The organism is Flavobacterium potami, assembly GCF_020026915.1.
In the GTDB taxonomy this organism is placed as follows: domain Bacteria; phylum Bacteroidota; class Bacteroidia; order Flavobacteriales; family Flavobacteriaceae; genus Flavobacterium; species Flavobacterium potami.
The window spans coordinates 665,060-677,938 of record NZ_JAINUY010000001.1 but is presented as its reverse complement, the minus strand read 5'-3'; the positions used below and the strand labels follow the sequence as shown (position 1 = coordinate 677,938).

Here is a 12,879-nt window from a genome sequence, read left to right as displayed (position 1 = left end):
GCAATCGAGCACAAAAAGAACAAATCAAAGTGGTAACTTTGCGTTTTGCTCAAAATTATGTTAGATAAAGACAATACTATTGAAGTTCTTGGCGCAAGAGTTCATAATCTTAAAAATATAGACATTTCTATTCCGCGTGAAAAATTGGTTGTAATTACCGGTTTATCAGGTTCGGGAAAATCTTCTTTGGCATTTGACACCATTTATGCTGAAGGTCAGCGTCGTTATGTTGAAACTTTTTCAGCATATGCTAGACAATTTCTTGGAGGATTAGAACGTCCCGATGTAGATAAAATTGATGGACTTTCTCCTGTAATTGCAATTGAACAAAAAACAACCAGTAAAAGTCCGCGTTCTACGGTTGGAACCATTACAGAAATATACGATTTTCTAAGACTTTTGTACGCTCGTGGTGCCGATGCTTACAGTTACAATACAGGCGAAAAAATGGTTTCGTATTCTGATGAACAAATTAAAGATTTGATTATTCAGGATTACAAAGGAAAACGTATCAATATTCTGGCGCCCGTAATTAAAGCCAGAAAAGGACATTATGCCGAATTATTTCAACAAATTACCAAACAAGGATTTCTGAAAGTTCGTGTAAACGGCGATGTTCAGGATTTGGTTTCGGGAATGAAATTAGACCGTTACAAAACACACGATATTGAAATTGTTGTCGATAGAATGGTTATCGAAGACAATCCTGATACACAAAAACGATTGGCTGAAAGCATTAATACTGCCATGCATCATGGTGAAAATGTTTTGATGATTCTGGATCAGGATTCAAATGAAGTACGTTATTTCAGTAGAAATTTAATGTGTCCGACAACTGGAATTTCTTATCAAAATCCAGAACCGAACTTGTTCTCTTTTAACTCTCCAAAAGGTGCTTGCCCGCATTGTAACGGATTGGGAACTGTTCACGAAATCAATGTTAAAAAAATCATCCCAAATCCGAAATTATCAATAAAAGCGGGTGGTTTTGCTCCGCTTGGCGACTATAAATCGTCTTGGATTTTCAAGCAATTGGAAACTATCGGAGAAAAATTCGGATTTAAAATTACTGATCCGATTGAAAAAATTCCCGAAGAAGCCATGACCATGATTTTATATGGTGGAAAGGATAAATTTGCCATCAATTCAAAAGATCTTGGCGTAACCAGAGAATATAAAATTGATTTTGAGGGAATCTCTAATTTTATAAAAAATCAATACGACGAAAGTGCGACAACTAGCATAAAACGTTGGGCAAAAGATTTTATGGATGAAATTCCTTGCCCAGTTTGCGAAGGCTCTCGTCTTAAAAAAGAAGCGCAGTTTTTTAGAGTGAATGGAAAAAACATCACCGAACTGTGTGATATGGACATTTCAGATTTGACAGCGTGGTTTTTAGATTTAAATAATCATTTGACTGACAAACAGCTTTTAATTGCTTCTGAAGTTGTAAAAGAAATTAAAGATCGTTTGAACTTCCTGATGAATGTTGGTTTGAATTATCTGGCATTAAGTCGAAGTTCAAAATCACTTTCTGGTGGTGAAGCACAGCGTATACGTTTAGCGACACAAATCGGTTCGCAATTGGTTGGGGTTTTATATATTTTGGATGAGCCTAGTATTGGTTTACATCAAAGAGATAACGAAAAACTGATTCAGTCATTGGAACAATTACGAGACATTGGAAACTCTGTAATTGTTGTGGAGCATGACAAAGACATGATCGAAACTGCCGATTATGTAATTGATATCGGCCCGAAAGCCGGAAAATACGGTGGAGAAATCATTAGTATTGGAACTCCGAAAGAAACTTTGGCTTCAGACACCATTACCGCTCAATATTTGAACGGTAAAATGAAATTGGAAATTCCAAAAGAGAGAAGAAAAGGAAATGGCAAATTCTTGAAATTAACTGGAGCAACTGGAAATAACTTAAAAAATGTTTCTATCGAAATTCCTTTAGGTCAGTTAACATGTGTAACTGGAGTTTCTGGAAGTGGAAAATCGACTTTAATTAATGAAACGTTATATCCAATTCTTAATGCGTATTATTTTAATGGCGTAAAAAAACCACAGCCTTATAAAAAAATTGAAGGTTTAGAACATATCGACAAAGTAATTGATATTGACCAAAGTCCGATTGGTAGAACGCCTCGTTCGAATCCGGCAACGTATACAGAAGTTTTCACAGAAATCAGAAACTTGTTTACCATGACTTCTGAAAGTATGATTCGCGGTTACAAAGCGGGTCGTTTCAGTTTTAATGTAAAAGGCGGACGTTGCGAAACCTGTGAAGGCTCAGGTGTTAGAACGATCGAAATGAACTTTTTACCAGATGTTTATGTAGAATGCGAAACTTGCCAGGGAAAACGTTTCAACAGAGAAACTTTAGAAATCAGATATAAAGGAAAATCTATTTCGGATGTTTTGGATATGACAGTTGATGAAGCGGTTCCATTTTTTGAAAATATTCCAAAAATCTACAGAAAAATTAAAACGATTCAAGATGTTGGTTTAGGTTATATTACACTTGGACAGCAAAGTACAACACTTTCTGGTGGTGAAGCACAGCGTATAAAACTAGCGGGAGAATTATCCAAAAAAGATACTGGAAATACTTTTTATATTTTAGACGAACCTACTACAGGATTACATTTTGAAGACATTCGTGTTTTGATGGAAGTAATCAATAAACTAGTAGATAAAGGAAACACAATTCTGGTTATCGAACATAATATGGATGTTATAAAATTGGCAGATTATATTATCGATATCGGTCCGGAAGGCGGAAAAGGCGGTGGACAATTGGTTGCCAAAGGAACTCCTGAGGAAGTAGCAAAGAACAAAAAAAGTTATACAGCGAAGTTTTTGAAAAAAGAATTGGAGTAAACGAAATCTGACAGGTTTTAAAAACCTGTCGGGTTTGCCTTCAAAATTTTCATCAAAGATTCTTATTATTTAATAGTAATTATTTTATATTTTAGCTTAAAAAAGACAAAATATGAAACAGATCCTATTATTCGTTACGATAATATCATTTCATTTCACTGTGATTACACAATCGCAAAAAGACAGTCTTAATAAAGTAGTTCAAAAACGAATTAAGGATATTAAACAAAGCCAATCTGACAATCCTTATTATACCAAAGAAGAAAAAAGAGAGGGATATGCCAAAGAAGTTACTACATTTCAAGCTTTGGCTCAACCAACTGAGGACAGTGATCTAGCCAATTATTTCAAGATATATCTGGAGAAAAAACTTTTGCAAAACATTGATTTTTCCACTATTGGATGGTCTTCTTTTTATAAACATCCCTCAAAAAACGCTTATAGTTATACCATTCGTTTAACATTTGAAATAAGCAAAACAAACAAAGCAACTAATTGCCGTATCAATACTGGAAACAAAGAGAGAGACAGAAAAATTATCGAAATTTTCAAAAAATATCCTTTAGAAAAATTAGGATTAAAAGAAAGTGACAAACTTGGAAAAATCAGCGTACAATTGTTTGCTAAAGAAGACAAAAATGTCATTATAAAAGCTAATAAATTTGCTGTAGTAGACACACCTCCAATTCTAAAAGACTGCGAAAATGCTGAACTGTATTGGCAAATAAACAAATGTCTTTATGACAAATTATATGAACATATACTTAAGAACCTTTCGCTAAAAACACTTAACAATCAAGAGTTACGAGGTGAAGTTATTTTTAATCCACGTTTTACAATTAATGAAGAAGGAAAAATAGTTCATGTAAATTCTATAGCTCCAAACCAAATCATAAAAGATGAAATCGATCGAGTAATTCAGTCGTTTTCTCAAGTAATAATTCCTGGAAAAAGGAACGGAAACCCACAAAATACTTATTGTGATACGTATCGTTCCTTAACAATTGAAAATATAAAATAGTTATCTAAGGAATTACTTCACCTAACAAACTGATAATGAATCAAAAAACTCAAATTGATTATTATCAGAAGATTACTTTTGGATTATAATTTGTGTTTTCTGTAACAATTCTAGAAAAAAGCGTTAATTTAGTATCCGCTTTTTCTGAAAAATTCCAAGTTTTAAAGAAAGATCTTTCAATTAAACCAATTGTTTATTTGAAAACAACTGCCCTAGCCCTGATGGGAGGGAAAATCCTTTTGTACCGGGGTTCGGTACAAAAGATTGGAAGGAACAGCAGGAACCAGCTCCTTCTTCCGATAAAATTAAAAACATAATAATAAATTAAAATACCTAAAATGAGATTAGAAGATTTTGATAATGATGAAGATAAAGTAATTCAGGACCGTTTGAAACAAAAAACGTGGAATGAAATTAGAACCAATGACAGCTGGGCAATTTTTAAGATTATGTCTGAGTTTGTAAATGGTTATGAAGCAATGGGACGTATTGGTCCTTGCGTTTCGATTTTTGGATCTGCAAGAACAAAGCCAGATGACAAGTATTACCAATTGGCTGAAAAAATCGCTTATAAAATCAGTAAAGCAGGTTACGGTGTGATTACAGGAGGTGGTCCCGGAATTATGGAAGCTGGAAACAAAGGCGCGCATTTAGGAGGCGGAATTTCAGTTGGTTTAAACATCGAACTTCCTTTTGAGCAGCATTTTAACCCTTATATCGACCACGATAAAAACCTGAATTTCGATTATTTCTTTGTGAGAAAAGTTATGTTCGTTAAATATTCTCAAGGTTTTGTGGTTATGCCAGGTGGTTTCGGAACTTTAGACGAAATGTTTGAAGCAATTACTTTGATCCAGACTAAGAAAATTGGAAAATTCCCAATTATTCTGGTTGGTGTAGAGTTCTGGTCTGGTTTAATCGAATGGGTCAAAACTGTTTTGGTAGAAAAAATGCATACTGTAAGCCCAGAAGATTTAGATTTATTTAAAATCGTTGATACAGAAGACGAAGTGGTTGACGTATTAGATAAATTCTACAAAAAATACGATTTGAGTCCGAATTTCTAAAAAATTTCAAACCTTATAAGAGATATAAAGAATTACAGGTTTGAGGTTGAAGTATTAATTTCACATGAACTTCCATGACTTATATGGTTAAATTTTATTAAATATCGTAAAAATTGAAAGCTGTTTTTTTAAACAGCTTTTTTTATGCTATTTTTACAAAAATCCGAAGTTTCAATATGTACGTAAATTAAATATACCTATAATTTTTTAAGCCTCTATTTGAAAGCACATTATAAAATTATTTGCCTCCTTTTAGTTTTATCCACATCAGTAAAACTAGCTGCACAACATCAGTCTAAGATGGAAGTGGCGGTAAATCTTGAGCTTAAAACTCTAAATATTAAACAGGATATTGCGTATTACAACACTTCTTCTGATTCATTAAATCTAATTGTCCTAAATGACTGGAACAATGCTTTTGTTGGTAAAAATACTCCTTTAGCCAAACGCTTTTCTGATGAATTTTATCGCGGCTTTCATTTAGCAAAAGCAGTTGATCGCGGAGCTACTACAATTCTAAGTCTTACCGATACGAATTTTAAAGCTTTGGAATGGGAAAGAACTGAAAAAAATCCGGATTACATTGTGGTGAGATTAAGCAAAAAACTGGCTCCCAATGAAAAATTATATTTACATCTTACTTACATCACAAAAATACCCAACGATCGATTTACTCGTTTTGGTTTCGATGAAAATGGCGGTATGGCTTTAAAAAACTGGTTCATAACTCCTGCCCGTTTTGAAAATGATCGCTTTATAACTTACAACAACTTCAATTTAGATGATATCGCCAACGCAGTATCAGATTATGAGGTTGCTGTTAAGATCCCGAATCAATATTCGATTACTACCGATTTAAACACTGTTTCCAAAGACATAACCAACAACGATTACAGCATTTATTCTTTTTCGGGAAAAAACAGAACCGATTTTAGTTTTTTCATTGAAAAGCAAAATGGATTTAAATCATATGCCAACGAATCTATAGAGGTTCTTACTGATTTAAAAAGCAAAAAAATAGATGATATTCAAAAGGCAATAATCATTGACAGGGTTGCTACTTTTGCAGAGCATTTTATTGGTAAATATCCGCACGAAAAAATTACCGTTTCTCAAATTGATTATGATAGAAATCCATTTTATGGTTTAAATCAGCTTCCTTCGTTTATTAGTCCGTTTTCAGATGATTTTATATTTGAGATACAATTCTTGAAAACATTTTTAAACAATTATCTAAAAAATAGCCTTCGTTTAGACCCTAGAAAAGACAATTGGGTTTACGATGGAATCCAGATTTATGCCATGATGAAATACATGGAAGAACATCATCAGGATCAAAAAATGTTGGGAAGACTTTCGAACATGAAACTTTTCAAAAGCTATAATATCACTAATCTGACTTTCAATGAGCAGTATAGTTATTATTATATGCTGATGGCTCGTAAAAATTTAGATCAGCCGTTGGGAGACCCTAAAAACACTTTGATTAAATTCAACGAACAAATTGCGAGTAAATATCGCGCAGGTTTAAGTTTAAGTTATTTAGATGATTATTTAAATCATGATATCGTTCCTGAAAGTGTCAAAGAATTTTACAATCTCAATCAGATTGGCCAATCGAATCGTTACGACTTTGAAAAAATATTAATCAAGAAAAGTCCAAAAAATATAGATTGGTTTTTCAAGACAATAATTGATTCCAGAGACATCATCGATTATAAATTTTCGAATGTTTCAAGAACCGCAGATAGCATTAGGTTTTCTATAAAAAACAAAACCGGTATTTACGCTCCAATTCCCGTTTACGGAACCAAAAAAAATACTGTTGTTTTTAAAGAATGGATAGAACCCGTGAAGAACGATTCTGTTTACGAATTTGCCAGAAAAAATGCAGACAAAATCGTAATCAACTTTGACAATGAAGTTCCGGAATACAATCAGAGAAATAACTGGAAATCACTGAAACAAGTTGCATTAAATCGTCCTATCAAATTTAATTTTGCCAAAGATTTAGAAGATCCAAATTACAATCAGATATTATACATTCCGACATTGAACTATAATTTATATGACGGTCTTACTCCTGGAATTCGTTTTCACAACAAAACTATTCTAGACAAACCTTTCAACTTTGATATTAATCCGGCCTATTCCATCAATGCAGGAACACTTTCGGGTTCTTCTGCTTTTTCATGGAATCAATATTATAGAAATAGCACATTGTATAATGTACGTTATTCATTGAGTCAAAATTACTATCATTATGCTCCCGACGCTACTTATTTGAGATTGAACCCCATGGTACAATTTCGTATTCGCGAAAAAGATTTCAGAGACAATAGAAAACAGCTTTTCTTGCTTCGTCACGTTATTGTAAATCGAGAAGCGAGCGAATACATTACGGACAATTCAGAGCCTAATTATTCTATTTTTAATGTCCGTTACTCTAATACAAAAACAGAGCTTATTAATCATGTGAATTTCATGACCGATTTGCAATTTTCAGGAGGTTTCGGTAAATTTTCAGGAGAAATCGAATACAGAAGATTATTTCAAAACAACAGAAAACTTAATTTGAGATTATTCGCTGGAAGTTTCTTGTACAACACAACAAATTCCGATTATTTCAGTTTTGGATTAGACCGTCCAACCGATTATTTATTTGATTATAATTTGTTTGGAAGATCTGAAAGCACCGGTATTTTTAGCCAACAGTATGTAATTGCAGAGGGAGGTTTTAAATCGCAATTAGAGCCTTCGTATGCCAATCAGTGGATGACAACCGTAAATGCGAGTTATGCGGTTTGGAACTGGGTTGAGCTTTACGGAGATATTGGTTTCTTAAAAAACAAACATCAAAAAGAGTATTTTGCTTATGATACCGGAGTTCGTTTAAATCTAGTACCCGATTACTTCGAACTTTATTTCCCTGTTTATTCTAATAATGGCTGGGAAATATCACAAACAAAATACAATGAAAAAATACGATTTATAATCACTTTCTCACCAAAAACATTACTCACACTTTTTACCCGAAAATGGTTTTAATCAAATAAAAATTAAACAAAAACTTGCGAAATTATCAACAAAATTAAATTTTACATCAAAATAACTTAAAAAAAATACGTAGTTTTTCGAATTTAAATACAAATAATTAAATTATATTTAGTTCAAAGAATTATGATTATTGATTGTTTTTAAGTAATTTCGCGTCGTAAACATGACCCTTCAAGATTATGATAAAAGAAAAAAACAATACTACACTGACATTTGAAGATTTCAAAACTGAGGTATTGAATGACTATAGAATTGCTGTAACTAGCCGTGAATGTAGTCTTTTAGGTCGAAAGGAAGTATTAACAGGAAAGGCTAAATTTGGAATTTTTGGCGACGGAAAAGAAGTTCCGCAGCTGGCAATGGCAAAAGCTTTTAAAAACGGAGATTTCCGTTCCGGATACTATCGCGATCAAACTTTTATGATGGCTATCGGTGAATTGGATGCTAAACAATTTTTTGCCGGTCTATACGGTCATACCGATTTAGCTTTTGATCCGATGTCTGCGGGAAGACAGATGGGCGGACACTTTGTAACGCACAGTTTAAACGAAGACGGTTCCTGGAAAGACCTTACTAAACAAAGAAATTCAAGCTCAGATATATCTCCAACTGCAGGACAAATGCCAAGATTACTTGGTTTGGCTCAAGCTTCTAAAATCTACAGAGAAGTTGACGGTATCACTATTAAAGATAAATTTTCTGTTGACGGAAATGAAGTAGCTTGGGGAACTATTGGTAATGCAAGTACCTCTGAGGGTTTATTTTTTGAAACGATAAACGCTGCAGGAGTTCTTCAGGTTCCTATGGTTATGAGTGTATGGGATGACGAATACGGAATTTCGGTTCATGCTAAACATCAAACTACAAAAGAAAATATCTCTGAGATTTTAAAAGGATACCAACGTGATGAAGATGCTAAAGGTTACGAAATCTTTAGAGTTAAAGGTTGGGATTATGCCGAATTGGTTTCGACTTACGAAAGAGCCGGAGCAATCGCACGTGAAGAACATATTCCGGTTTTAATTCACGTAAACGAATTAACACAACCACAAGGTCATTCAACTTCTGGTTCTCACGAACGTTACAAAAGTGCAGAAAGACTGGCTTGGGAAAAGGATTTTGATTGTATTCGTCAAATGCGTCTTTGGATGATTGCCATTAATATTGCTTCTCCAGAAGAATTGGCAGAACTAGATTTCCAATTAAAGAAAGAGGTTCTTGATGCTAAAAAAGAGGCTTGGAATTCTTTCATCAATCCTATTATTGAGGATCAAAAAAATCTTCTTATTTTATTGGAAGAAATTGCTGAAGCAAGCATTAATCATAAAGAAAGAATCAAAAAATTAATTTCTGAATTGGCTGCAATTAAAGCGCCTTTAAAGAAGGAATTATTGGTTTATGCCAGAAAGATTCTTCGTTTTATTGAAGTTCCAAACAGCAAAGTTATTCTTTCAAACTGGATCACAAAATTTCTGAATGAAACTCAGGAAAAATTCAGCAGTAATCAGCATTCAGAATCTGCTCAAAATGTATTCTCAGTAGAAAAAGTGCTTCCAAAATATGCAGAAAACGCAAAACCAGATTTGGACGGAAGAATGATTCTTCGTGATAACTTTGACGCTTTATTTGCGAAATATCCTGAAACTTTGATTTTTGGTGAAGATGTTGGAAACATTGGAGACGTAAATCAAGGTTTAGAAGGCATGCAGGAAAAATACGGAGAACTTCGTGTTGCTGATGTTGGAATTCGTGAAGCGACCATTATTGGTCAGGGAATTGGAATGGCTTTGAGAGGGTTACGCCCGATTGCTGAAATTCAATATTTAGATTATTTATTGTACGCTATTCAGATCATGAGTGACGATTTAGCTACTTTACAATATAGAACAGTTGGAAAACAAAAAGCACCGTTAATTATTAGAACTCGTGGTCACCGTTTAGAAGGTATCTGGCATTCTGGTTCTCCAATGGGAATGATTATCAATGCTATTCGCGGAATTCATGTTTTGGTTCCGAGAGATATGACACAAGCTGCTGGTTTTTACAACACTTTGTTAGAATGCGACGAACCTGCTTTAGTGATTGAATGCCTTAACGGATATCGTCTAAAAGAAAAAACACCGCTGAATTTTGGCGAATTTAAAACCCCAATTGGAGTCGTAGAGACTTTAAGAGAAGGTTCTGATATTACTCTAGTTTCTTACGGATCTACATTAAGATTGGTTCAGCAAGCAGCTAATGAATTAGCAGAAAAAGGAATTGAGTGCGAAGTTATCGATATTCAATCTTTGCTTCCGTTTGATGTTAGCAAGGATATCGTAAAAAGTATTGCCAAAACAAATCGTCTTTTAGTAATCGACGAAGACGTTCCTGGCGGAGCTTCAGCTTTCATTTTACAACAAATTTTGGAAGAGCAAGACGCTTATAAATATTTAGACAGCAAACCACAGACTTTAGCCGCAAAAGCACACAGACCAGCTTACGGAACTGATGGCGATTATTTCTCTAAACCTTCAGCAGAAGACATCTACGAAAAAGTTTATGATATGATGCATGAAGTTAATCCTTCTAAATATCCTGCTTTGTATACGAGATTTTAGATTTTAGATTTTTACATAAATAAAAAACGCTCCTGATGGAGCGTTTTTTATTTTAAAATTCAATTATTCTTCTAATATTTTCTTTATTATTTTATAATTCAGTATCTCTTTAAAGAAAGTAAACAGAGCTCTTCCATTTGGTAAAGTATTAATTAATATTTTATCTTTCGAAACTTTTACTATGGTAACTTTTTGACCCCAAGAAAACAAAGTTGAACCTGTATAAAATTCTAAAATTCCATCGCCTTGATCAGATAAAATCCATTTATTTTTTTGTAATAATTTCCCAATCTCATCGGTAGAATAATCTTTAACCAAAGTCAACTCTTTAAATCGGCGTTCCATCTCCATTCTTAAAATCAAAACAATTAAAAAAACAAATCCCGTTAATATTAAAAAAGCCCCATCTTTTTCATAATTAGTAGTACCTAAATAAATCAACACACAAGGCATAGATAAGATAACAAAATTTCCTGAATAGAAATAAAAAAAACCAAGAGGCCATTTCAATTTTTTAACGACATAATTTTTTGTGCTTTTTTTCATTAAAACTATTTAAACATTCAAATGTATTTCCTTCTCTCTGTATTTTGCAATCTATCTAGAAGCTAAAATAGCTCTCGCTCTTTCCAAATCTTCAGTCGTATCAATTCCGATGCCGACGTGAGTCGTTTCAACCATTTTAATACGTTTTCCGAATTCTAAATAACGTAATTGTTCCAACTTCTCAGAAGCTTCTAAAGATTTCATTGGAAGGCTGTAAAAGTCTAATAATGCCTGTTTTCTAAAAGCATAAATTCCGATATGCTGAAAATACCTCACACCAACATTTTTCTCTCTTGGATACGGAATTACAGAACGAGAAAAATACAACGCAAACTGCGATTGATCCACAACCACTTTTACATTATTCGGATTGTCGATTTCTTCTTCATTTGTGATTTCACGCATTAACGAAGCCAAATCAATCTTTTTATCTGGATCATTTTTAAAAACCGACAAAACCTGTTCTAAAGGACCTGCTTCTGTAAAAGGTTCGTCTCCTTGTACATTTACTACAATATCAACATCAAGATTAGCAACGGCCTCTGCAATTCGGTCGCTTCCAGATTCGTGTTCTTTGATACTCATAATTGCTTTTCCTCCATTGGAAACAATTTCCTCAAAAATCAAATCTGAATCGGTTACTACAAAAACATCATCAAACAATTTTGTTGAAAGTGCTGCTTCGTAAGTTCTTAAAATTATTGTTTTGCCTCCCAAATCCTGCATTAGCTTTGCTGGAAAACGTGTCGAAGCATATCGCGCCGGAATTACTGCTATTATTTTCATTTTTTATATCATTTTGAGGAAGAAGTAATTTCATTCCTCTTTTAAGTTTTTATTACATAATTTTTACCGAAGTCATACTCAAAGAACCGGCTAACAATTTATCATTAAAAAGTTCTATTTCATCGGTTTTGTCCTTTAATCCCAAAGTATAAAGCAACGGCAGATAATGTTCCGGAGTAGGAACTGCCAATTGAACAGCTTTATTTAATTTTTCAAAATCAATTAAAGGCTGAAAATTCCCATCTAATAAATAGTTGTTTACCGTTTGACGCGCTTCAATCGCCCAATCGTAACCGTAATTGTCTTTATCAAAATTTCTGAAATCGACCATTCTAAGATTGTGAACGATATTACCACTTCCGATAATTAAAACCCCTTTGTAACGTAAAGCTTGTAATTTCTGAGCCAATTCAAAATGATATTGTCCTGATTTTGTATAATCGATACTCAACTGAATTACCGGAACATCTGCATTTGGATATAAATGCTTAATTACACTCCAAGCTCCGTGATCCAATCCCCAATGTTCGTCTAATTCGACCATAACTGGATCTAAAATCTGCTTAGTTTCAATTGCTAATTCTGGACTTCCTTTTGCGGGATATTGCACATCAAAAAGGGCTTGCGGAAAACCTCCAAAATCATGAATAGTTCTTGGCATTTCCATCGCAGTTACTTTTGTTCCTTTAGTAAACCAATGTGCCGAAACACATAAAATAGCGTTGGGCTGTGGTAAAGTCTTCGCCAAATCACGAAATCCAGCCACAAACTGATTTTCTTCAATAGCATTCATTGGACTACCGTGTCCTAAAAAGAGAACCGGCATTTTATCGGTATTCGAAAACGTTGATGAAATCGAATGTAAGTCGTTTAGTGTTGTCATATTTAAAAAAAATTCCGCCACGAATTCACG

The 12,879-nt window shown here is 33.7% G+C and carries 8 protein-coding genes; 5 read left to right on the top strand and 3 right to left on the bottom strand.

Features of this window, described 5'->3' with window-relative positions; genetic code table 11:
• The first annotated feature begins 57 nt into the window (after positions 1–57).
• The 5 genes from uvrA to K6T82_RS02960 all read left to right on the top strand — a co-directional run bounded on the left by uvrA (position 58) and on the right by K6T82_RS02960 (position 10,634).
• The gene (gene uvrA, locus K6T82_RS02980) at positions 58–2,889 is read left to right on the top strand and encodes an excinuclease ABC subunit UvrA (RefSeq protein WP_223704521.1); all 2,832 of its coding nucleotides are present in this window, start codon (positions 58–60) and stop codon (positions 2,887–2,889) included.
• Positions 2,890–3,001: 112 nt separating this feature from the next.
• Positions 3,002–3,910 carry a hypothetical protein gene (locus K6T82_RS02975; protein ID WP_223704520.1) on the top strand — a complete coding sequence of 303 codons (909 nt, stop codon included), beginning with the start codon at positions 3,002–3,004 and terminating at the stop codon, positions 3,908–3,910.
• Positions 3,911–4,248: 338 nt separating this feature from the next.
• A complete protein-coding gene (locus K6T82_RS02970; RefSeq protein WP_223704519.1) occupies positions 4,249–4,977 on the top strand; it encodes an LOG family protein in 729 nt (242 codons plus the stop codon).
• A 300-nt stretch (positions 4,978–5,277) separates the two neighbouring features.
• The gene (locus K6T82_RS02965; protein ID WP_223704518.1) at positions 5,278–8,025 is read left to right on the top strand and encodes a gluzincin family metallopeptidase; all 2,748 of its coding nucleotides are present in this window, start codon (positions 5,278–5,280) and stop codon (positions 8,023–8,025) included.
• Between the two features lie 188 nt (positions 8,026–8,213).
• Complete coding sequence (locus tag K6T82_RS02960; protein WP_223704517.1) at positions 8,214–10,634, top strand: alpha-ketoacid dehydrogenase subunit alpha/beta; 2,421 nt, start codon at positions 8,214–8,216, stop codon at positions 10,632–10,634.
• Between the two features lie 63 nt (positions 10,635–10,697).
• Here K6T82_RS02960 and K6T82_RS02955 read toward each other — a convergent pair whose 3' ends face one another.
• From K6T82_RS02955 to ygiD, 3 genes are read right to left on the bottom strand one after another with little or no spacing between them, the layout of a single operon-like run.
• The gene (locus K6T82_RS02955; RefSeq protein WP_223704516.1) at positions 10,698–11,180 is read right to left on the bottom strand and encodes a hypothetical protein; all 483 of its coding nucleotides are present in this window, start codon (positions 11,178–11,180) and stop codon (positions 10,698–10,700) included.
• A 51-nt stretch (positions 11,181–11,231) separates the two neighbouring features.
• Positions 11,232–11,966 (bottom strand): 3-deoxy-manno-octulosonate cytidylyltransferase, encoded by a 735-nt coding sequence (gene kdsB / locus K6T82_RS02950; RefSeq protein WP_223704515.1) that lies wholly within the window; start codon positions 11,964–11,966, stop codon positions 11,232–11,234.
• A gap of 52 nt (positions 11,967–12,018) precedes the next feature.
• Positions 12,019–12,849 (bottom strand): 4,5-DOPA-extradiol-dioxygenase, encoded by an 831-nt coding sequence (gene ygiD / locus K6T82_RS02945; protein WP_223704514.1) that lies wholly within the window; start codon positions 12,847–12,849, stop codon positions 12,019–12,021.
• Between the last annotated feature and the right edge of the window lie 30 nt (positions 12,850–12,879).

What these genes read in the sequence shown, in the direction of transcription:
- kdsB (WP_223704515.1), bottom strand. Translation starts at nt 11,966, where the DNA reads ATGAAAATAATAGCAGTAATTCCGGCGCGATATGCTTCGACACGTTTT.
- K6T82_RS02965 (WP_223704518.1), top strand. Translation starts at nt 5,278, where the DNA reads ATGGAAGTGGCGGTAAATCTTGAGCTTAAAACTCTAAATATTAAACAG.
- K6T82_RS02955 (WP_223704516.1), bottom strand. Translation starts at nt 11,180, where the DNA reads ATGAAAAAAAGCACAAAAAATTATGTCGTTAAAAAATTGAAATGGCCT.
- ygiD (WP_223704514.1), bottom strand. Translation starts at nt 12,849, where the DNA reads ATGACAACACTAAACGACTTACATTCGATTTCATCAACGTTTTCGAAT.
- K6T82_RS02960 (WP_223704517.1), top strand. Translation starts at nt 8,214, where the DNA reads ATGATAAAAGAAAAAAACAATACTACACTGACATTTGAAGATTTCAAA.
- uvrA (WP_223704521.1), top strand. Translation starts at nt 58, where the DNA reads ATGTTAGATAAAGACAATACTATTGAAGTTCTTGGCGCAAGAGTTCAT.
- K6T82_RS02970 (WP_223704519.1), top strand. Translation starts at nt 4,249, where the DNA reads ATGAGATTAGAAGATTTTGATAATGATGAAGATAAAGTAATTCAGGAC.
- K6T82_RS02975 (WP_223704520.1), top strand. Translation starts at nt 3,002, where the DNA reads ATGAAACAGATCCTATTATTCGTTACGATAATATCATTTCATTTCACT.